Source organism: Enterococcus sp. DIV1304_2, from assembly GCF_050555445.1.
Lineage (GTDB): Bacteria > Bacillota > Bacilli > Lactobacillales > Enterococcaceae > Enterococcus_B > Enterococcus_B pernyi.
This window is the reverse complement of record NZ_CP187852.1, coordinates 46,552-68,871: the sequence shown is the minus strand read 5'-3', so window position 1 is coordinate 68,871 and position 22,320 is coordinate 46,552. Positions and strand designations below refer to the sequence as shown.

Annotated in this window: 22 protein-coding genes; 18 read left to right on the top strand and 4 right to left on the bottom strand. The window is 33.1% G+C overall.

Annotated elements, in window-relative coordinates; translation table 11 throughout:
- Positions 1-32: 32 nt before the first annotated feature.
- From IGJ14_RS14455 to IGJ14_RS14435, 5 genes are all read left to right on the top strand, one after another.
- Positions 33-1,094 carry a DUF916 and DUF3324 domain-containing protein gene (locus IGJ14_RS14455; protein ID WP_430608525.1) on the top strand — a complete coding sequence of 354 codons (1,062 nt, stop codon included), beginning with the start codon at positions 33-35 and terminating at the stop codon, positions 1,092-1,094.
- A 39-nt stretch (positions 1,095-1,133) separates the two neighbouring features.
- On the top strand, positions 1,134-3,098 hold the full coding sequence (locus IGJ14_RS14450) for a WxL domain-containing protein (RefSeq protein ID WP_430608524.1): 1,965 nt from the start codon (positions 1,134-1,136) through the stop codon (positions 3,096-3,098).
- A 167-nt stretch (positions 3,099-3,265) separates the two neighbouring features.
- Entirely contained in the window at positions 3,266-3,634 is a 369-nt protein-coding gene (locus IGJ14_RS14445) for a DUF7006 family protein (protein ID WP_430608523.1), read from the top strand.
- Positions 3,635-3,997: 363 nt separating this feature from the next.
- Complete coding sequence (locus IGJ14_RS14440; RefSeq protein WP_086311655.1) at positions 3,998-4,261, top strand: AbrB/MazE/SpoVT family DNA-binding domain-containing protein; 264 nt, start codon at positions 3,998-4,000, stop codon at positions 4,259-4,261.
- Positions 4,255-4,605 carry a type II toxin-antitoxin system PemK/MazF family toxin gene (locus tag IGJ14_RS14435; RefSeq protein ID WP_077151823.1) on the top strand — a complete coding sequence of 117 codons (351 nt, stop codon included), beginning with the start codon at positions 4,255-4,257 and terminating at the stop codon, positions 4,603-4,605. Before IGJ14_RS14440 ends, IGJ14_RS14435 begins: the two co-directional genes overlap by 7 nt.
- 23 nt (positions 4,606-4,628) lie before the next feature.
- On the opposite strand, the gene IGJ14_RS14430 is transcribed toward IGJ14_RS14435, so the two are convergent.
- Positions 4,629-5,243, bottom strand: a complete 615-nt coding sequence (locus tag IGJ14_RS14430) for a recombinase family protein (RefSeq protein WP_430608522.1) — start codon at positions 5,241-5,243, stop codon at positions 4,629-4,631.
- 481 nt (positions 5,244-5,724) lie between these two features.
- Between IGJ14_RS14430 and IGJ14_RS14425 the strand changes: the two genes are divergently transcribed.
- Positions 5,725-5,916 carry a hypothetical protein gene (locus IGJ14_RS14425; RefSeq protein ID WP_430608521.1) on the top strand — a complete coding sequence of 64 codons (192 nt, stop codon included), beginning with the start codon at positions 5,725-5,727 and terminating at the stop codon, positions 5,914-5,916.
- A 673-nt stretch (positions 5,917-6,589) separates the two neighbouring features.
- On the opposite strand, the gene IGJ14_RS14420 is transcribed toward IGJ14_RS14425, so the two are convergent.
- A complete protein-coding gene (locus tag IGJ14_RS14420) occupies positions 6,590-7,498 on the bottom strand; it encodes an IS982 family transposase (RefSeq protein WP_430608520.1) in 909 nt (302 codons plus the stop codon).
- Between the two features lie 347 nt (positions 7,499-7,845).
- On the opposite strand from IGJ14_RS14420, the gene IGJ14_RS14415 reads away from it, so the two are divergent.
- The 6 genes from IGJ14_RS14415 (at position 7,846) to IGJ14_RS14390 (ending at position 14,555) form a co-directional block, all read left to right on the top strand.
- Positions 7,846-9,333 carry a helix-turn-helix domain-containing protein gene (locus IGJ14_RS14415; protein ID WP_430608519.1) on the top strand — a complete coding sequence of 496 codons (1,488 nt, stop codon included), beginning with the start codon at positions 7,846-7,848 and terminating at the stop codon, positions 9,331-9,333.
- Positions 9,334-9,614: 281 nt separating this feature from the next.
- Positions 9,615-9,983, top strand: coding sequence for an LPXTG cell wall anchor domain-containing protein (locus tag IGJ14_RS14410; RefSeq protein ID WP_430608518.1), 369 nt, complete (start codon positions 9,615-9,617; stop codon positions 9,981-9,983).
- 4 nt (positions 9,984-9,987) lie between these two features.
- Positions 9,988-10,851: a WxL domain-containing protein gene (locus IGJ14_RS14405; protein WP_430608517.1), complete on the top strand. Its 864-nt coding sequence runs from the start codon at positions 9,988-9,990 to the stop codon at positions 10,849-10,851.
- Between the two features lie 112 nt (positions 10,852-10,963).
- A complete protein-coding gene (locus IGJ14_RS14400; RefSeq protein ID WP_430608516.1) occupies positions 10,964-12,034 on the top strand; it encodes a DUF916 and DUF3324 domain-containing protein in 1,071 nt (356 codons plus the stop codon).
- A gap of 101 nt (positions 12,035-12,135) precedes the next feature.
- Positions 12,136-14,037, top strand: coding sequence for a WxL domain-containing protein (locus tag IGJ14_RS14395; RefSeq protein WP_430608515.1), 1,902 nt, complete (start codon positions 12,136-12,138; stop codon positions 14,035-14,037).
- A 164-nt stretch (positions 14,038-14,201) separates the two neighbouring features.
- A complete protein-coding gene (locus IGJ14_RS14390) occupies positions 14,202-14,555 on the top strand; it encodes a DUF7006 family protein (protein WP_207700083.1) in 354 nt (117 codons plus the stop codon).
- 149 nt (positions 14,556-14,704) lie between these two features.
- Here IGJ14_RS14390 and IGJ14_RS14385 read toward each other — a convergent pair whose 3' ends face one another.
- On the bottom strand, positions 14,705-16,042 hold the full coding sequence (locus IGJ14_RS14385) for a PLP-dependent aminotransferase family protein (protein WP_429966366.1): 1,338 nt from the start codon (positions 16,040-16,042) through the stop codon (positions 14,705-14,707).
- Positions 16,043-16,384: 342 nt separating this feature from the next.
- Between IGJ14_RS14385 and rarD the strand changes: the two genes are divergently transcribed.
- The 5 genes from rarD (at position 16,385) to IGJ14_RS14360 (ending at position 19,898) form a co-directional block, all read left to right on the top strand.
- Complete coding sequence (gene rarD, locus IGJ14_RS14380; RefSeq protein ID WP_207700469.1) at positions 16,385-17,278, top strand: EamA family transporter RarD; 894 nt, start codon at positions 16,385-16,387, stop codon at positions 17,276-17,278.
- Positions 17,279-17,322: 44 nt separating this feature from the next.
- Positions 17,323-18,105 carry a polysaccharide deacetylase family protein gene (locus IGJ14_RS14375; RefSeq protein ID WP_430608514.1) on the top strand — a complete coding sequence of 261 codons (783 nt, stop codon included), beginning with the start codon at positions 17,323-17,325 and terminating at the stop codon, positions 18,103-18,105.
- Between the two features lie 232 nt (positions 18,106-18,337).
- Positions 18,338-18,943, top strand: a complete 606-nt coding sequence (fic, locus tag IGJ14_RS14370) for a protein adenylyltransferase Fic (protein WP_430608513.1) — start codon at positions 18,338-18,340, stop codon at positions 18,941-18,943.
- 16 nt (positions 18,944-18,959) lie between these two features.
- Positions 18,960-19,535 carry a recombinase family protein gene (locus tag IGJ14_RS14365; RefSeq protein ID WP_430608512.1) on the top strand — a complete coding sequence of 192 codons (576 nt, stop codon included), beginning with the start codon at positions 18,960-18,962 and terminating at the stop codon, positions 19,533-19,535.
- A 159-nt stretch (positions 19,536-19,694) separates the two neighbouring features.
- A complete protein-coding gene (locus tag IGJ14_RS14360) occupies positions 19,695-19,898 on the top strand; it encodes a DNA helicase UvrA (RefSeq protein ID WP_430608510.1) in 204 nt (67 codons plus the stop codon).
- Between the two features lie 597 nt (positions 19,899-20,495).
- On the opposite strand, the gene IGJ14_RS14355 is transcribed toward IGJ14_RS14360, so the two are convergent.
- Positions 20,496-21,404, bottom strand: a complete 909-nt coding sequence (locus tag IGJ14_RS14355; RefSeq protein WP_430608508.1) for a cation transporter — start codon at positions 21,402-21,404, stop codon at positions 20,496-20,498.
- A gap of 169 nt (positions 21,405-21,573) precedes the next feature.
- Between IGJ14_RS14355 and IGJ14_RS14350 the strand changes: the two genes are divergently transcribed.
- Positions 21,574-22,206, top strand: coding sequence for an NAD(P)H-binding protein (locus IGJ14_RS14350; protein WP_430608505.1), 633 nt, complete (start codon positions 21,574-21,576; stop codon positions 22,204-22,206).
- Positions 22,207-22,320 lie beyond the last annotated feature (114 nt).

Genomic DNA, 22,320 nt, shown 5'->3' with positions numbered 1-22,320 from the left:
AGCGCTACTTTCTTAAAGAAAGGGGAAAACAAATGAAACAAGCAAGTACATATCGAAAAAATAAAATCCAACAAGTAGGCCTAGTACTACTTATGGTATTGGTTAGTTTGTTGGCACCGATGAACGTGGGCGCAGAAGAAGGAACGTTGAATTTTTATGTAACACCGGAGTTCTCAGAAAATCAAAAGTCAGGAAACGACCGTTATTTTCAATTAACACTTGCGCCAGATGCGACAGAAAAATTGACATTGAAACTACAAAACGCCAATGCAGAAGCAAAAAAAATCAAAATAACGCCACATACTGCGTATACTAACGTGATGGGAGTTGTAGAATACGGTCAAGATGCGGAAGAACCAGATCCAACACTCAAGCATTCGATGGATGAATTAATTGAACACCCAGAAATTATTGAGCTGGCTGGAAATGAAACAAAAACGGTAGAGCTTGCTCTGAAGATGCCTACAGAAGCCTTCAAAGGCTTCTTAGCGGGTGGATTACGGATAGAAGAAGTCAAAGAAGACACAACGGAAGAAACGGGCGACGAAGAAGGGGTCGCCATCCAAAACGAGTTTGCATATATCATCGGTGTGGTGGTGAGTAACAATCAAGATGCCGTGAAACCAGATTTAGAGTTGTTGGATGTCTTTGCCGATCAACTAAACTACCGTAATGTGATCAGTGCGAATTTACAAAACTTCATCCCAACATTCGTGAATCGCTTAGAAGTTGAAGCCACGGTGCAACGAGTTGGCGAAGAGGATATTTTATACCAAGCCAGTCAAGAACAAATGCAAATGGCGCCAAACTCGAATTTCAATTTTCCGATTTCGTTAGAAGGCGATCGCTTTCGTAGTGGGGATTATCTGTTAAAATTAAAAGCTACCTCAGGGGAAGAGGAATGGGAATGGGAACGAACCTTTACGATTGATGCGGATGAAGCACGAGCCTTGAATCAACAAGATGTCACGATTGATACAGGTATCAACTGGTTGTTTATCGGAGTCGCCCTATTGATCCTTATTTTGTTTGCTTTCATCATCTATTTACTTGTTCAAAAGAAACGAAACACTGAAAAAGAAGAGCCTAAATAGGAGGGGGAAAGCAAAATGAAGAGTAAGAGAATCAAAGGAATGATTGTCTTGGGTGTGGCTGTTCTAACCCTGCAGGGAGTCTGCATGCCAGTAGGCATGGTTTATGCGGAAACGATGGCTAGTCCAGAAGAAGCATCCGAACAAGCAGAGTTTTCGACTATGCCCAGTCTTTTAGAAGCAAGCGAAGAAAAAGATCCTCGCTTTTTCTTCCAACAGTCCCACTTGCAAGGAACCGTCAATGAGCCAATCAACGTAACGATTTCTTCTAATCAAGAAGTTTCCGAGTTCATGTTAAATCTCCCGGCGGGAGTCAGTATCGTAGAAGACAAGCAACCTACCGATATCAAGTTTACTAATACAGAAGGAAATCAGTGGCAAGTGAAAACAGATTCTCCACAAAGGACCTTTTCCATTCCACTAGTTATTGAAAAAGCAGGCGAATATAAGGTAACGGTTGGAGAATCAAAATTTATACTTTATACTCAAGCATCAGAAAGCCAACAAATAAATGATCAAGAAGATATATCTTCAGAGGAACAAGAACCACCGAATACTGGAGAAGAGACAGTAGAAAGGGAAGAAATTATATCAAATAATGAACAATCAACCACTACAGATACTTCAGAAAATTATCCAAAACAAGTAGAAGAAGAGAATTTAAATAGAGAATCAAAAAATAGTGAATATATAGTGCAAAATGAAGTGAACGAAAATCTTATAAAAAATCCTGAATTTTCATATACTATTTTAAATAATCAAATAACTTTAGCAAATTGGAAAATGTATAGTACTGGGATCTTTTCTCAGGAGGAAGTTTTTTTAAACAATAGCGTGTCTCCTGTACACTCTGCTTATCGAAGAGGTTCCGTAAATTCTAATGTAGGAATAATGACTAATCGTACTGATTATAAAATACAAATGGTATATAGGAATCGAAGTTGGTTGTCAATTGTACAAGAAATAAAAGTTGTTCCTGGAAGATACTATAAAGTATCTGGAGGGAAAGAAGGAGCAGCACCATCTAATGTAAGAATATATTCTTCAAATAAGGAAACTATTTTTGATACAGGAAATATTACCAGTCAAAAATTTGAAGGTTTTTTTACTAATAATGATGAAAATATATTTATTGAATTGGCATCAGGAACGAGCGATAACAATATAATGTATGGAGAATTCAATAATATAAAATTAGAAGCTGTAAAAGGACAAGTAAGAGTTCGTCATATAGATACTTCTGGGAATATTCTAAAAGAGGAAGAGGATATTGAAGGTTATGTGAACGATTCTTATAATGTAAAACCCGAAAACTTTGAAGATTGGAATTTAGTGGAAACAATAGGAAATCCTGAAGGGATATTTGGATTAGATAAAAAAGAAGTTGTTTTTGTATATGAAAAAAAAATAGTTAATCCAGTAGATCCTTTAGAACCAGAAACTGAAGTGGAACCAGAAAATAGACCAGATCTGCCAGAAGCCCAAGGTCTATTAAGCATCGATTTCGTTTCTTCCTTTAACTTTGGTTCACAAGCTATTTCGGTTCATGACCAAACCTATTATGCACAACCACAACGATTGTTGAATGGAGACGGTACGGTTAACGAGATAGAAGAAAGACCGAACTATGTTCAGATCAGTGATCGACGATCAGAATCTGAGCGCAATGGCTGGGAATTAGCAGTCACGCAAAAAGAACAATTTAAAGGAAAAGAAAACCAAGTATTGAATGGCGCTAGTATAACTCTATCAAACCAACAAGTTGTTACTGCTCAAGGGAAAACTGCTCCAGAACTTCAATCCGTCCATTCCCTAATACCTGGAAATCGCCAAACATTAATCAAAGCTCAAGGTAGTGAAGGAATGGGAACTTGGATCTACCGGTTTGGTGATGCAGAGACGGCAAAAGAGAGTGTTGCACTCAATGTTCCAAAGGGGGCGAATCCAGAAGCAACTAGTTATTCGACAAAGTTGACGTGGGAATTAAGTGCAGTTCCTTACAATTAGAAAAGAATACCGTTTTTTCTCTAGTTTTATCTTTAGAATCTCTGATAAATCAAATTTTTATCCAGAATGATGATCTACAATACTGTATCTAGATCAATAAAAAAGTAGAAAATTTTATCAAATCAATCAGAAATGAAGGAAAAGGGCAAGAGAAAGGAGCACACAACATGAACCCATCTCTAACGAAAGATGAATATATGCGTCAATTTCAAGAAAATACACCACAAGATAAAAGAAAATCAGAAGAACTGAATGTTTATCTGGCACAACAGTTCGAACAACTTGACCAATTGACAAGCACAATTTCACCAGAAAACTTTTGGGAAAATCTTCCTATAGTTCTAGGAATTGACGCAAAATTAAGTCTAATCACCGAGCTAATTCATTATGACTATAATAAATTACCAATAAATGAAATCTTACGAATTGTTGAGAAAGATTATCGCACGTACTTCAAGGAACTTTGTGGAAATAATTTAAGTACAAATAATTTAAGTACAAATAATTACTATTCGATGGTATACAATCTGAAATGAAAATAGGCTAAAAAATTGTCCAGAAAAAACTTTCTGGGCAATCTTTTTTTGTTTGTATACTTTAGAAAACTCATTTTCCATCATAAAATCCCTTAAATAATTTATGTTCAGTTAATCAATACATTCAAGAGATAATATGGGTCCAACAAGGTATGCTTTTTTGTCCGTTCTGTTTATCTGCTGAAAAACTTAATTTAGAAAAGGACATTGAAGTTGAGCAAGAGAAATAAAAGATAAAGTAAGGCTTCTATTGGTTCAAAAATTCATAGAATGTTAATCCAATTTAACAGGAAAGGATAATTATGTATATACATTCTTTCTTGGATGTGTTATACTATGTATATACAGAAAGAGGTGTCTAATATGGAAATGCTACCTATAAAAAAATGGGGAAATAGTAATGGTCTTAGATTGCCAAAGTATATTATGGAATATCTTGGAATTCATACAGAAGACAAAGTGAAGATAATACAAGAAGAAGTAAACGGTCAAAAGCGTCTAATCATCGAAGCTGCTAATTTAGAAAATGAATTAACAATTGAGCAGTTATTTGAAAATTATACTGACGAAAGAAATCATGTGACGATTCAAAACTTAGGTGAAGCAGTAGGTAATGAAAAATGGTGAGAAAGCCTAGACAAGGCGATATTCTATTATTGAATACAGCACCTCGATCTGGACACGAACAAACAGGAAAAAGACCTTATATTGTTTTAAGTCATGATATTATTGCAGATTATAGTAACGTTGTTACAGTTGCACCTATTTCTAGTACAACTAGAAACTATCCGTTATATGTAAATATTAATTCAAAATATGAAATGAAGACAACAGGAAAAGTATTATTAGATCAATTAACGACAATTGATTATGAAGCCAGAGAGTGTATTTTCTTGGAAAAAGCACATGATAGTTTGGTTGATGAGTTATTGATGAAAGTTAGAACAGTATTTCAAAAAGTAAGTAAATAAAATAGAAACAACAGCATGACCAACTATCCGTCGTTGACCATGCTGTCCCCTTTTATTCTATATACAGTTTGTCTCGTAACATTGTAGTCTTTCGCAATCTTAGCAATCGCAACACCCTTTTTAAGATCTTCAACGATGCTTTTATAAACAAGGCGACGTTGGGGATCTTTTGTGTCTGCACTATACAACTTAGGACGTCCTTTGTAAACACCATTCGCTTTCGCAATCTTAATTCCTTGTGCCTGGCGTCGTTTAGATTCTGTACGTTCCTGTTCGGCAATCATAGCCAAGATTTGAATGATTAAGTCTTTGATGAATTTATCCAGGAGAGGATTTCCAATTGCTTCAGCCATGATTGGTAAACTAGTGATGATTAGCTGCACATTTTTCTTTTTAAGGTAATTGACCGATTCAATGATCTCGTCATAATTTCTTCCAAGTCGGTCGATGGCTTCCACGATAAAAATATCTTGTTCTCGGACAAATTCTAAAGCTTCCTGGAAAATTGGTCGATGAGTAATCGTTGCTCCAGATTGTTTCTCAATAAAAATTTTTTCTGCGCCAAACTTTTTCATTTCTTCAATTTGCCGTTGTTCATTTTGATCAATCGATGAGACACGTATGTATGCAACTCTCAAAATTTTTACCTACTTTCTGCAACTATTTAAAATACACCCTAATCATACACTAGAAAACCAGATTTTTCAATGTCATGCCAGTGTCTATTTAGGGTAAACTGTAAATAGACATATTTAAGGAATCAGAATAATTAATATTTATCAACAGAACCTACAAATAAATATTTTATGGAATTTAAATGAGATGATAAAAAATAAAAGAAAACAAATTTTTCGCTCTTATATGAAAAAATTGTTTTTTTTCGAAAATATAAAATGTTATCCTTTTAAAAAGTAAATGCTTATATAATAGTATATTTTTAATAAAAAATATCAAAAACCATCGATTTTAAGGAGTCGACAAAAAAAGACGTCCGATCGTATCAGATGTCTTGAAAAAGTGATTAAATTAGGTTTCCCATTAAAGTATATAAATAACGTATTAACGTTATTAAAAACGATGATTTTTGAGACATCTAATAAAAGTTACAGGGGGAGGGATATGAAACACAAAAAAGAATACATACTAAGTATGAGTATGTTACTGATTCAAGTATATGCACCACTAGTTGTTTATGGGACAGAAGTACGCTCGATGGAAACTGAAGGGAAGATTGGTTTTACTGGTGTATATGAGCCACCGGGTACTCCTGAGCCCTTTCCAAAGAAATCTCCCAACCACCATCAGAAGTGAGAAATAGCGAGCATAATAAATTACCGCAAATGAATGAAAGTTAGATGAGTACGTGGAAAATGCTAGGCATCTTGATCATCATCGTCACACTTGTTTTTTGGTTTTGGAAACGAAAAAAGAAAAAACGATAAAAGAAGGATGAATATATGTGTCAGTTTCAAGAAAGCATGTCACATGACAAAAGAGAAAGCGAAAAACTGAATGCGTACTTAACATAACAGTTCGAGGAACTCAATCAATTGATAAGGATGATTTTATCAGATAATTTTTGGGAAAATCTTCCTAAAATTATAGGGATCATTGCGAAACTAACACTAATGGCAGAAATAATTTGTTACGACTATAGTAATTAGCCTTCCGTCTGATAATGGTAAAAAACTTCGGATAAGCAAGGATATACTGTTGTATATTTTGATGTTTAAAAATCACGTTAATTCTTAAAATTGGAGATCCATTTAGTGGAGGTAAGAAGCAAAATCGTATGAAGAATATAAGTGGGAGGATTTATCACCTGAGGGGAGGATATTGTCATAATATAGCAATTATATTATTAGAAATTGGAATGTAGGTTGGATTGTCTTCAATCCTTCAATAATAAACAAAATAAAAAAAGACAGGCATGAAAAGTAGACATAATTATTTAAGATTATTTAACCCGTGGTGCTAGTTAATTTTAATAGCCTAAAGAATATCTCAAAGTACCTTCAAAACGTTGCTGTGCTCGGCTTAATAGAATACTGTAAGCCAGTAAGATGCTTTCAAATTTACTCTCTAGCCCTTGAACAGAACGTGAGTTGAAATTTTGACAACCTAATTTTTCGAGCGAAGAAAAAACAGTCTCAACTGCTTTTCTTTGTCTATTAAGTAAGCTGTGGTCTATTTTTCCTGATTTATCCATGTTTTTACGTGGTGGGACTGAGACAGTAATGCCCTTAAGGGCAAGCTTTTCATGGATTTTATGGCTGATATAGCCTTTGTCTCCGAGGATATTGAGAAGATTTGTTTCTTCCGATAAAGTCTCTAACACTTTCACGTCATGAACACCTGGATTCGTGACTGAATAAGTAATTAGAAAGCCAGTCTTAGTAACGATCATATGAATTTTAAGACCATAAAAATAAGCTTTTTTTGTTGAGTTATAGCCAACTTTCGCTATTTGATTCAATAGTTTTGCTCGTCTATTTCTAACTGGTTTACACAATGGACTAGGAAAACTATCTATAATCCCGATTAGCTCACCTTTGGTAAGCTTCTTGATGAAAAAGTATCGAATGATCTTGATTGTGTAAGCTAAGTTCGAACTTAAGCGAGTGAATCGGCTTTTACTAGGAAAGTCACCATTTGGAAATAAGACGGTACAAACCGCTCTATATGTCGCTCTTTGGCTAGTATAGCCATTAATTATGCCCCATATAACACAAGCAATAATCACTGTATCGTGTTGTTTCAGTTGATCAATATTTCTTCGGTTTTTAATCTTATCGGGTACACAAGTGTGGTAAATGTTAGAAACAGTTCTCATAATTTCCTTGAATTTTGAAAAAGTGTCTGTATAATGTTCAGTATATTTTGATGAACGCATGTATAGTCCTCAATTCTTGGGAGTTTTGAGACTACTATATGCGTTTTTTTGTTGATTTACCAACACTTTTAGACATTTTCCGCTAGGAAAAAATTAACTAGCACCACGGGTAAGATTATTTAGTATTTTTATAGCCAAATCTAGGATACAAAAAACTTCTGTGAAATTCTAGTACCTTTATAATATTAAATATAGTATCAAGCTGGAAGTTGCTTTTGCATTAGCTAAATGATGAGTCTATATTATAATAAAAATATTAAATAATTGTATTATTGGTTTAAATGTACAACAAAAAGGTTTATAGATGATAAAAGCAAATTTCTAATGATAATTTGGGGGAGTAAACGATGAAGGCATTTCAGTTAAACTTTTTAAGTAATAAAAAAAATAAGCGTTGGTTAACTATATTAAATTTTTTAGAACTATCTGAAGTAATTTCTTCAACAGAGTTATCTAAAGGCCTAGGAGTGGCAGAGAGAACAATAATAATTGATATAAACCAAATAAAAAATGAAATTTCTGAATACTCAGAAATTACCTCATTTAATACAGGTTATACTCTAAAAATAAAAAATATGGAAAAATACTTAACTTTTAAGAAAAAACTATTGAGTCAAGAACCTTTGTTTATAATTTTAGAAAATATATTTTATAGTAATCTTTATTCTATTGATGAATGGTCTGATAAATTGTATATTTCTAAAACGACATTAATGAGATATTTAACTAAAGTAAAAAGTATTTTTACTATGTATAATCTTTCAATACAATATAATCCTTTGAATTTTGTTGGTTCAGAAGTAAATATACGTAAATTTTTTGTGGATTTCTACTATATTTCTAATTATACACCTCATACTATCTTTCCAGATTTAAAGGCAGTAGAAATTGCAGAAGATTTATTTAAAAATGAGCAATTTAAAAATAATACTTCTATTACCTCTTTAGAACTCGCCTATTATATATATATATCAATTGAAAGATCCTTGCGAGGCCATAATGTGTTATTAACAAAAGAAAGCAACCAAATATATGTCAATAATAATAACAATGAGTTTAAAAAATTAGATAAATATGTGTATAAAGTCTATAATCATCAATTATCTGGTGACGAGCTAGCTTATCTTTATTGTTTATATATCAGCAATCGCACGACTAATCAATCAAAAGAAATAGCATTCTATCATCAATTCTCAAGTTCTTTTCAAATAGATAGCTTAGTCAAAAATAATTTTAATAGCCAACTAATTTTTATTGAGAACAAGCAACTAGATCTAATTTTTCTAAATTCATTTTTTTTGTCTGTTAAAATAAGACATTTGTTGTCACCAGTCTATTCCATGAATATAAGTGATCATACTACAGATAGTATAAATTATAATTTAGTAGCGTATGAAAATCTATATTCGTACGTTCAATTAATGCTTAAGGAGTTAGGAATAGATACTTATACAAAGGATATTATTAGTAATTTGTTAAGATTAAGACAAACACTTAGAGATATACATGTAAAAAAACAAAAAAACATCGTATTTTTGTTAGAAGGTGACGCATTTATTCGACAAAATATTGAAGCAAAGACAATCAAATATTTTTCATTTCATAATTTATTTTTTATAGATAAAATGTATTTAGAAAATTTTATGAAATCTAATTCTATCGATGTAATTGTTACTAACTATACTGAATATTTTGAAAATATATCGACCATAAAATATATATTATTTGATACTATACCTAGTCTTAGTGATTGGGAAAATTTATTAGTTGAAAGTAGTTCAAAAGAAGATCTTGAGTTTCTTATAAGAAAAGATAAAAATATTTTAGACAAATAGGTTAGCTCAGTAAAAATATAGGCTATTTAGTAAGAATCAATCTTATAGGAGACAATCTCAGGTTGATTTTTTTAATTAGAAATAGTATTAGTAAAAATAATATTTTCTTTACTAACAACTAATATATATTAAATAAAACCGCAATTATCATATACCCATGATAATTGCGGTTTTATTTATAAATTATTTACAGTTATTCTAATTAAGAAGATTAAGAAGATTAAGAAGTTACTTCAAAATTAATTTCTTGATTATTCATAATAATTACAAAGGAGGGGGATATGAAACACAAAAAAAGATACATACTAAGTATGGGTATGTTACTGATTCAAGTATATGCACCACTAGTTATTTATGGGACAGAAGTACGCTCGGTGGAAACTGAAGGGACGATTGGTTTTACAGGCGTATATGAACTACCGGGAACACCAGAGCCAGCACCAGAAGTTGAGGTAAAACCAATCTTCCCAAAAGAAATCGCCCAACCACACTCAGAAGTGAGCGCGCGCGAGCATAATAAATTACCACAAACGAACGAAAGTCAGATGAGTACTTGGAAAATGTTGGGCATTCTGCTTATCGTCGTCACACTTGGCTTTTGGTTTTGGACACACAAAAAAGAAAAAACAATAAAAGAAAGTAGGATTTAAATACATGAAATTCGTTAGATTATTAACTGTTGCAACCTTAACTTCCACCATTTTTGCTGGAGGTATCACAGCTTTTGCAGAACAAACGCCAGTTCCCCCTGGAGTGCCATCGAAAGAAACACGTAGAGTCACAACCGAAGGTTCCATTGAATTCAAACCAAGTTCGGATGAAGACCTAATCGTTATTCCACCAGAAGGTGGACCAGATGTAGAGATCGAGCCTGAAGTACCTGGAACAACTGGCCCTTTATCGATCATGAAAGCGACCACAATGAATTTCGGCTCACAAGTGATTTCTAATCAAGATCAAACGTATAATATGATCGCAGAGAGACAACAAAAAGCGGGTACGACAGGTGACGCAAACAAAGTCCCTTATGTCAGTTTTGCACAAGTACAAGATGTCCGTGGAACGAATGCTGGTTGGAATTTACAAGTAAGTATGACAGATTTTAAAGCAACGAAAGCAACGGTCAATGATACCTTGCTTGGAGCAGAGATTTCTTTGTTAAGTCCAAGAATTCAGTATGAAGGAAGCACGGATGCGAATAAGCCAGTGGCTCATTCCGATAGGTTGAAATTGATTCCAAATGCTTCTTCCGTACCCGTGATGACCGCAGCAAAAAATAAAGGTGCAGGGGTATCTTCCGTCGTTTGGGGAAATCAAGTCAACTTAGATGCACAAGAGAAAGATGAGAAGGTTGAAGTGGTAACCAACGATGCGATCCAATTATTCGTACCTGGTAAGACAGCGAAAGATGCAGCACAATACAAATCCACATTAACTTGGGAATTATCTTCTACACCTGTTAATGAAGATGGCGATAAGGAAAATGAGACCAAACCAGATGAAACAAAGCCCGAGTAACATGATAAGGCATAGTCAATACGAAATTAACGTTTTCATTTTGTAGTAGTGAATGGTAGGTATAGCGTTACAAGTTTGTAGCGCTACCTTCTTTAAAGAAAGAGGTAAAAGAATGAGACAATCAATTACATATCGAAAAAATAAAATCCAACAAGTAGGGCTAGTAATACTTATGGCATTGATTAGTTTGTTGGCACCGATGCGCGTGGGCGCAGAAGAAGGAACGTTGAATTTTTATGTGACACCAGAATTCTCAGACAATCAAAAAGCAGGAAATGAACGTTACTTTCATTTAACACTTGCACCGGATGCGACAGAAAAATTGACATTGAAACTACAAAATGCCAACGCAGAAGCAAAGAAAATCAAAATTACGCCACATACTGCGTATACGAATGTGATGGGAGTCGTAGAATACGGACAAGATGCGGAAAAATTCGATCCAACACTCAAGCATTCACTGGATAAATTGATCGAGCAACCAGAAATCATTGAGCTTACTGGCAACGAAACAAAGACCGTTACGATTGATCTGAAGATGCCTACAGAAGAATTTGAAGGATTATTAGCAGGTGGATTAAGAGTTTCAGAAGTCAAAGAAGAAACAACCGAAGAAACAAGTGATGAAGAAGGGGTCGCCATTCAAAATGAGTTTGCGTATATCATCGGTGTAGTTGTGAGTAACAATCAAGACGCTGTGCAACCTGATTTAGATTTGTTGGATGTCTTTGCCGATCAACTCAACTATCGTAATGTGATCAGTGCAAATCTACAAAACTTCACCCCGACATTTGTCAATCGCTTAGAAGTCGAAGCTACGGTACAAAAAATGGGCGAGGAAGAAATTTTATACCAAGCAAGTCAAGAACAAATGCAAATGGCACCAAACTCCAATTTCAATTTTCCGATTTCTTTAGAAGGTGATCGCTTTCGAAGTGGGGAGTATCTGTTGAAAATGACGGCACGTTCAGGAGAAGATGAATGGGAATGGGAACGAAAGTTTACCATTGATACGGACGCAGTCCGAGTATTAAATAAGCAAGATGTCACAATCGATACGAGCATCAATTGGTGGATGATTGGATCAATCATATTACTTGTTTTATTACTTGGAATTGTTCTTTATCTATTTATTCATAAAAGAAAAAAAGAACAAATGCATAAGAGGAATGAGAAGGAGTGAATGAAATGACCTCAAGATTAAGAAGAACGATACTTCTTTTAGGGATGACCATTCTATTTATACTATTTATGTCGATAGACGTGCTCTCCGCAGAGACAACGATGAATACAGAAGAACATGACCAACAAGTAGAAATGTCACCCGTAAAAAATTCTTTAGAGGAAGATTTGAAGGATGATCCTCGCTTTTTCTTTACTCAATCTCAATTGCAAGGAACAGTAAATGAACTGATAAATGTGAGTTTTTCTTCTGATCAAGAAGTGTCGGAGGTACAAGTATTCTTACCAGAAGAAGCAACGATCGTTAAGGAACAGTTACCAGAAGGAACCTCAGTTGTAAAAGGAGAGCAGCCTCGTGAATGGTTAATTCAATCAGAACATGCTAAAAATACATTTGTTATTCCCTTATTATTTGATAAAGATGGGAGCTATGAGCTATCGGTAGAAGAAACTATAGCCTATCTAGAAATAGAAATCAGTGATAAAAATAATAAAATAATTGATGACTATCTATTATCAGAAGCGGGAGAATCTGATAATTCTCCAAGAAATCAAGAGAACTCGAATATGAAAGAAAACAATACAATCAGATCTTCTGAACTAGATCAAATACTAATGGTTTTTGGCACACAGGGTGATCTAATTTCAGGAGATAGTAATTTTCACTATTCAGACATAGCTAGATTAAGCATTTCAGATAACTCAACACTAGTTAGAGAGGGTAACTTCTTGATTAGAGTAACAAATGTAGGATATTTTTCTGGGAAAAAACTTGATGTACTGGTTTCAGGAATTTCATCTAGTCGAATATCTATATCTAATAATAGTTCCTTACTAATTAGCCCAAACAGTAGTTCATCTTTTACGGATAATTATACCATCACTGCTGTATATGCAGAAAGTAATGAAGTGGTTGATGCAAACATATTGTTCCACCAATCAAATTTCTATAGATATACTTCATATATAAATTTAGAATCGATATTTAGAATTGCAGTTTCCCAATCAAAAAAGAATTTAGTTTCGTTAAATAATAACCAGGTTGTTTTTCACTCTAGAAGTGGGTTTCCAAATAATAATTATACTGGAGATATTATTCTTAGCAATGGAGCGTTAATTAGAACTGCTGCTAGTTCCTTGAACTTAGCAAATCGTTATTCTTTATTCAGTAGAAATTTTACTATACCCAACCAAAATTTTGAAGGGAAAGTGCAGATAAACCATATAAACATTGATAATTCCGAGATTTTACACGCTGAAACAATCTCTGGTGATATAGGTACTAGTTACGTAACGACTCCTATGGATGATGAAAATTATGATTTAGTATCCTCTTCAGATAATTCATCAGGAACATTTAAAGATGAAGACCAAATAGTTGATTTTTATTATCAACTAAGGAAAGTAACTCCTGTTGACCCTGTTGATCCTGAAGTAGAAATTGATCCTGAAAATAAACCAACATTGCCAGAAAATCAAGGACAGTTGAGTATTGACTTTGTTTCTTCCTTTAACTTTGGTTCACAAGCTATTTCGGTTCATGACCAAACCTATTATGCACAACCACAACGGTTGTTGAATGAAGATGGGATGGCTAACGAGACAGAAGAACGACCAAACTATGTGCAGATCAGTGATCGACGTTCAGAATCTGATCGCAATGGCTGGGAATTAGCTGTCACGCAACAAGAACAATTTAAAGGGAAAGAAAACCAAGCATTGAATGGCGCCAGCCTAACTCTGTCAAACCAACAAGTGGTTACGGCTCAAGGTGGAACAGCATCTGGAATGCAAACTGTTCCCTGTGAGCTAATCCCTGGAAATCGTCGTACCTTGTTGAAAGCGCAAGGAAATGAAGGGATAGGTACTTGGATCTATCGGTTTGGTGATGCAGAGACGGCAAAAGAGAGTGTTGCTTTACATATTCCAAAAGGGGCGAATCCAGAAGCAACTAGTTATTCGACAACATTGACATGGGAATTAAGTGCAGTCCCTGAAAATTAAACTAGAATATCGTTTTCCCTTTGCTGTATGTTTAGTCTCCCTACTAAATTAAGGTTACCCAGGTTATTGAGTAAAAATATTTGTTTAGTTACTTTAGTAAAATCAGTAAATAAGAGGAATTTATCAAAATAATCAGATATGAAAAAGAGAAAGGAGTATATCAGATGAAAATAATCTTGACACAGGATGAATACATGCGTCAGTTTCAAGAAAGTATGCCACAAGATAAAAATGAAAACGAAGCACTAAACAAGTACCTAACGCAACAATTCGAGCAACTGCATCAATTAATAAGTACGATTTCACCAGATAATTTTTGGGGAAATTTCCCGAAGATCTTAGGGGTCGATGCGAAACTAATGTTAGTTGCAGAGTTGATTGGTTATGACTATAGCAAATTGCCAATAAAAGAGGTCCTAAGAATCGTTGAGACAGACTATCGTACGTACTTCAAGGAACTTTGCGGCAATGAGCTGAGTACAAAAAATAAATATTCGATGGTATTTAATATAGTATAAAGTTTACTAAGAGAAGGAACCACCTAATAATTACTTAGGTGGTTCCTTCTCTATTTTATTAAGATAATGAAATATAGTCGTTTGGGTATATCCATTGTTAAGAAAAGAATACTCAAAAAAATAGTTTATATAACTGAATTTATATGAAATTAATATTTAAATATAGAATCTTTGTTTTTCTGTAGCTCTAATACTGTTTTGCCCAGTTTTTTTATACCATAATCTATGTCACTGAAGGTAACTTTTGAAATACTTAAGCGAATTAAATTAATTTCTTGAAATTTTGGTATAAAGCAATTATCTAAGCTATTAACTAAGATTTTTTTTTGTTTCAGAACATCAGCCAGTTCTCTAGAGGAGATATTATCTGGTAATTTTAAAGAGAAATAAAAACCAGTATCTGGAATATAAGGATACATACTAGGAGGCAAATATTTATAACAGCACCTTTTCACCTCTTTCATTTTTAAATAATATAATTTTTTCATTTTAGTTAGATGTTGTACTAATATCCCATTCTCAAACTGATTAGCAATGATTTCAAGAGATAAAGAGGGCGTAGAAAAATCTCTACAAAATTTATAGTATCGAAAATCTTTGATTAGATCCTTTGGCAAAATAACTGTAGCAACACGTAATCCAGGAAATAAAATTTTTGAAAAACTTTTTACGTAAATAATTTTTCCATTGGGATTAAAAGTAAATATTGGATCAGATTTACTGTTAAGATCTAAGTCACCAAGAAAGTCATCCTCTAAGATATAAACATCATATTTGTCAGATAATTCTGCAATTTTTTGTTTTGTTTTATTGGAATAAGAATGTCCTAAAGGATTATGAAATCTAGACATAATATAGAATAATTTAATGTCATTATTCTTAAAGATATCTTCTAATTCATCTAGATCAATATTATAGTTTTTTACAGAAATACCAATAACATCACTATTTGAAAGTTTAGCGGAGCATAAGGCTCCGTAGTAGGAAGGTTGCTCAACTAAAATTTTTGTTTTTTTGTTCGGAAAAGGCATATTGATCAAAATATCAATTGCTTGCTGCGATCCAGTCGTAAATATTAGTCGATCTTTAGTTGTGAAAACTTGATGGTTAGATAAATCATCTAATACATATCGTTTTAGCCTGTCTGTCGTATTCTTATTCACATATGATGATAAATCAATTTCCTTTATAGAAAGATAAAATTTTTCGGAAGATAATATAGAATTTTCTGGTTCTGCGGATAAAAAATCAATTATCTCTGTAGTATTTTTATATTTATTTGTTGGCTTAGCTACAAAGTATCCTTTTTTCGGAATTGAGTAGATAATTTCTTTTTTTTCCAGTTCTTCTAGCACTTTGATAATTGTGTTTTTGCTACAAGAATAGAGAGAAGCTAAATTTCTAATAGAAAGTAGTTTTTCTCCAGGCTGCATATTATTTTGTTCTATGTTTATTTGTAATTTTTTTTCTAATTGTTTATATAGCATGGCTATTCCTCCACTCTGTATGGGTACAGTTAATAAAAATAATCATTTACCAAAAAATGACACTGACATATTATTTGTACATCAAGTAAAATAATTCAAATTTATAATAGGTTAGTTTAGTATTCAGTAAATTTAAATATTTAACAAATAAAAGAGAGAGGGGATCAAAATATTTTTTATTGTAGCATACTTTATGCTTTTTCTATTTGTAATACTAAAACATAGATTACTTTATTTGCAACTTATAATTTAAGCTAAGGAATTGATATAAAGTTGATAATATTTACAGTTCTTTAATTATTACAAAGATTATATGAGAAAATAATACCGTGAAACGAGGGGATTATAATAAAATTTTTACGAAACGGAAGCATAGCTGGAATTCTAGCTTATACTTTATGGGGAATACTTGGGATATTCTGGAAGTTATTAGAAAAATTATCTCCATTTGATATACTTGCATATCGATTTCTATTTTCTTCAGCTTATATGTTGCTATATATAGATCTTACAGGAAATGTAAGTGAGTTTCTAGGTAGTTTAAAAAAAATATATGATCAAAAGCAATTGAAATGGTTAATATTAGCATCTATATTGATTGCAATAAACTGGGGTATGTATATTTATATGGTATCTAATAAACAAGCTACAGAAGCTAGCTTAGGTTATTACCTACTACCTATACTTAATATAGTTGTAGCTGTGACTATTTTTAAAGAAAAAATGACTCGTTACACATTAATTTCTACAATTTTAGTATTTTTGGGCGTAATAATAATGACAGTAAGTTTACACTCTATTCCTTTAAACATGTTCATATTGATTATGTCATTTTGTTTATATGGAATTGTAAAAAGAAAGATCAGCATATCGCCTATTTTTTCAATAGCAATAGAAAACTTAATTATCTTACCCATTGCAGTAATATATTTGTACATGTATAGTAGTTTATCTTTTTTTTCATACAGTTCAAATCTAAAATTACTTATTATGATGTCTGGATTAGTTACAATAATACCACTTTTTTTGTTTTCTATATCAATAAAAAAAATTAACTTCATTACTTTGGGTTTTATTCAATACATTAATCCCACTTTGCAGTTAGGAATAGCCATAGTTATTTTTCATGAGCCATTAACTCAGATACACGTAATTGTCTTTTTTTTAATTTGGTTGGGCATTCTAATTTATATTGCTGAAATCATAGTAACGAATAAAACAAAATATCATAGTTAGTTAAATTTAGCTATAACTAATATTTATGAAAGGAAGGGACTATTATGAATAGATATATAATAATTTCATGGATTTTAATTTGTTTATCTATATTAATAATCTATAATATAAAAAATTTTTCGCAAGAGGCCAATTCCATTACATCAAGTGTAGAGAAATCAAAAAATATCTCAGATAAGACTAATAGTGATACTTCAAAAATTAAAGAAGAGGACTATAGAAAAGTTGTTGCATTAACTTTTGATGATGGGCCAGACCCAGTTAATACCGTTAAGCTATTAGATATATTAAAAGAAAATAACATTTCAGCTACCTTTTTTTTAGTTGGAAAAAGCGCTGAAAAGTACCCTGAAGCTGTCAAAGAAATATTTAAAGATGGTCATGAAATTGGTAATCATACATTTGATCATAAGGATCTTAAAACACTGAGTAGCAAAGATATTAAAAATGAAATTGATAAGACAGATAGAATAATTCAAAACTTAATAGGTAGAACTCCTAAATATATTCGGCCACCATATGGATCAGTAGATAAAGAAATAGCCAACATTATTAATAGACCAATAATAAACTGGAGCGTAGATTCTGAAGATTGGAAGTCTCAAAATACTGATATGATAATTCAGCATGTATTACAAACAGTGTATGATGGGTCAATAATATTATTTCACGATACACACAAAGAAACAATTAAAGCAATACCTTATATCATTCGTGATTTAATCAAAAATGGATATAAAATTATTACGCTTAATGAGCTTCTTAATAGTCCAAATAATAACGAAATTTATTATGGTAAGAATGATCATAGAGCAGCTGATAATTAATTTTAAGTATAAAATTTATTAAGATGACAGTTAGAATTGTATTGTATGATGGTTGTAGTGTCCAACAGAGTATATCCTGTTGGGCTTTCTAGAAAATGACATTGAAGTTGAGCAAGAAAAATAAAAGGCATGTGTCAGAAACTTAATAGTTTTTGACACATGATTGAATTCGCGATACAATAGGGTTTAGAGTGATTCATAAACTTATGTCAAAAAGTTAAGGGGATTTTTCATGATTTTAGAGAATAAATTGGGTTTAACGAATCAGGTTGAGGTTGCCAAGGCTGAAGAGAAACTCAGTAAGCAAAAAGCAAAAGAATTATATGATTCTGGAAAAATAAATGAAATCGAAGTCGGCACGTTTAAAGGCTTGTCTGAAATTCATGATTTTCTCTTTTCAGAAATTTATGATTTTGCAGGAAAAATTCGGACAGTTAATATTGCAAAAGGAAATTTTCGTTTTGCGCCGGTCATGTACCTAGAACAATCTTTAAAGCATATTGATCAGATTCCGCAAACATCTTTCGAAGAGATAATTAAGAAATACGTGGAAATGAATATTGCTCACCCTTTTCGCGAAGGAAACGGGCGTAGTACTAGAATTTGGCTGGATCTTATTTTAAAGGAAGAATTGCAAAAAGTGGTCGATTGGAACTTGATCGATAAAGCAGACTATCTTTCTGCAATGGAGCGCAGTCCAATAAATGACTTGGAAATACGCTATCTCATTTCCAATGCCCTGACTGATAAAATTGACGATCGTGAGTTATATATGAAAGGAATCGATGTCAGCTACTTCTATGAAGGATACTCTGAGTATACGATAGATGATTTGTAAGAGCAGGTGAGTTAAAATGACAAAATATGGCTATGCACGTGTCTCAACCGCTTCTCAAAGTACAAAGGAGCAGATACAACAGCTACTTGAGAACGGTGTTGAGAAGAAGAATATTTTTTCTGAAAAATTTACAGGTACGAAACGAGATCGGCCAAAGTTTAATCAGCTGTTGGCTGGTCTGAAGCCTGGAGACGAAATCGTTGTTACGAAACTTGATCGATTCGCCCGTAATACAAGAGAAGCACTAGAGATCATTGAACCTTTACTCGATGATAACGTCACGATTAAGGTATTGAATCTAGGGACGATCGAAAATACATCGATGGGTCGAATGGTTACACGTACGTTGTTGAGTGTAGCTGAAATGGAACGTGATATGATTGTAGAACGTACTCAGGAAGGGAAATTATTTGCGAAAAAGAATAATCCTAATTTTAAAGAGGGACGTCCGAAAGCAACAATCACACCAAAGAAGAGGCACGCATATGAATTGATTACTTCCGGCAAATCGTATAAAGAAGTGGAAGCCATGACGGGTTTCAGTCGTAGTACACTTTTTAGAATTAAGAAACAAATAGAAGCGAGTGAGTAGAAGATTGATAAAATGAATATAAAAATCTCTTTTAAATCAAATAAATCGTTGTTTATACGAGCATTCTAAGGTCAGGTTCGCTGATTGAGACGTATCATTGGTCGAACGAAGTGTCATACCAACAATGGATAGATATATTTTTAGAGAGGAAGAAAACATATGCAAGAACAACAATTAGGCTATACTTTTTGGGGACGTCCGTTATATGGATTAGAACAAAGAATGGCTGTATCGATTGACTGTGCTTGTGGTGAATTGATTCAACTCAATATTCAAACGAAACAATACCATTGTAAAAATTGTGGGAATTGTTACCAATTCATTGATCAAGACTTCCAATTGCTAAATGAAAAAAATAAGTAGGTGTATTATAGTCAGAAAGTCGTCTGGCTATTTTTCTATTTAGAGAAGATCCTCGTTGAAAACACGATTGTATGTTTTTGTAATGTGAAGGAAGGGGAGAACAACTGTCATTTTTATGTTTAAATGGAACAAATTTTTCTAATTATTTGTCGTTTAAATATAAAAATGACAATGACCGGCTAGTGTCTATTTAGGGTACACTGTAAATAGACAAAACACATGATTGTTTCAATGATAATATAATTGTAATGATATAATATGAAAATATAGAAGTTATCATGTTTCTTTACCAAAACAAACGAAGTCAGAACAAACAGTTTATATAATTGCTAACCCGACACAACAAACTGAACCAGTAACGCTTCGTTTATCAAATGATTTTACTGACGTGGAGTCAATGAGTGAGGGGATTGTCTATGATAGTCAAACCAATACGTTTACCATTGACTTCGCACAGTTTGAAAGTAAAACGATTGTTGTTAAATAGATCTACCTTTCTAAGTCATAATTAAACACAGAACAATTGAAAAAAATAGAAGCTTCCCAATCGTTTTCGTATTGGAGGAGCTTCTGTTTTTTTATAAAGTACGCTCTTTCTTAAGCCCACTTGAGATCACCGATAAAGTTGATATTCAACCATAAAGAATAGTCAGAGAAACCTTCAGTTACTTTGCGGTTGAGTTTATCTCTTAGATGATCTTGCGCGCGGATACTATCTAATTCACTATCGGGTAAAATCACGATATCTAGTTCAAGAATGACTTGATCCCCTACTTTTGCGATTCGTAAGACATAGGTTTCGATAGCGACATTTTGCAAGAGCTTATCAACTACTAACAATATTTTTTCGCGCAATTCATATTTTGGGGGTGCATAAGTAAGTTCTAATGTGGCATTTTTGATTTCAGTCACCGATAGATAAATATAGAAAATGGTGATTCCAATGGAAATCACAGGGTCGATCAATTGGGCGATTGCAAGATATGGCGTTTTTGCTAGTACACCAGAGACGATGATCGAGACCACGACTCCTAAACTGAACAGAAAACCGAAGCGCCATTGTTCCAGCTCCACCTTATAAAAGGAATGATTGATTGGATTTTTTTTCAAATAAAGATAAAAAACAAAACAAAAGAGTGTCCCAAATAAAGAAAAGGGCAAGCCAATCGCTAAATCAACGTAGGTATCTGCATAAAGCAAACTGAAAAAAGACTCAATCAGGCCATAGGAAGAAATCAATAGGATGACACTGTATTGGATAAAAACAACCAAGGGCATCAGTGATTCCTTTCCAAATGGAAAACGTTCAAAATCTTGTGTCTGGATAAACTTAGCAATATATAATGCGATCAGAGACATCAGCGCACCGACCATCGTATAGACACCATCAAGTAAGAGGACATTGTAATTGATCATCAATCCCGTAAGTAGCGCTAAAAGACCATAAACGGTTCCTGCAATGATGGAGGCGGTTAATAATTTTTTTATTTTTTGCGTATTTTTCATATAGATATAATCCTTTCTGGAATAACTGCTTTTTTGAGAATAATACTCATTATAATAAAAAATTCTAATAAATACTTGCGGTTAGAGTCGTTCTAAGCCTTATACTTTACTCATCTTATCAAAGGAGGAACATTGTACAGGCAAAACTTAAAACTAGAGGTGGATTAATTTGAAAAAGAACGTATTGATTCTTGGTGCATCGGCACCAATTGCTAAATATAGCTATGAGTTTTTAAAAAATCATCCGAATGTGAACTTGACTTTATTCTTGAGAAATCCCGATAAAGTATTTGATAAAGATCGAAGTATTATTGGTGATGCGATGAATCTAGATGATTTGGTTCATGCAATGAAAGGCATTGATATCGTCTATTCTTGCTTAGGTCCTTACAATATGGTGCCTTTAGCTAAACATGTGATCGAGGCGATGAACCAGAATAAGATCAAACGCGTATATTGGATGGCAACACTTGGGATCTACGGTGAAGTTGATTTCAATGATGATGAAGCTATTTCAGAATTAGGTGATTATCGTGATCCCGGTACTTATCTAGGTGATCAGCGTATTGCAGCAGATCTGCTTGAGAAAAGCAATCTAGATTTTACCATTATCCGCCCCAATTGGCTAACCGATAAAGAGATCATTGAGGACATTCGCATTGAGAATCGAAATGGCATGAGCTTTATTGGTGAAATTAGTCGCAAAACCGTAGGAAAATACCTGGCAACATTGATTAATGAACCAACTACTCATATGTATGACTCCATTGCATTGACAGCAAAAGGAGAAAAAACAGATTAAAAATATCAATTGAGATTGAAAAAATGTTTTAACTTTAAATAATAAGGCAGGATCCCCAGAAATCGTTCTTCAAATTTTTGGGGATCTTGCCTTATTCTCTCACATATCTATAAA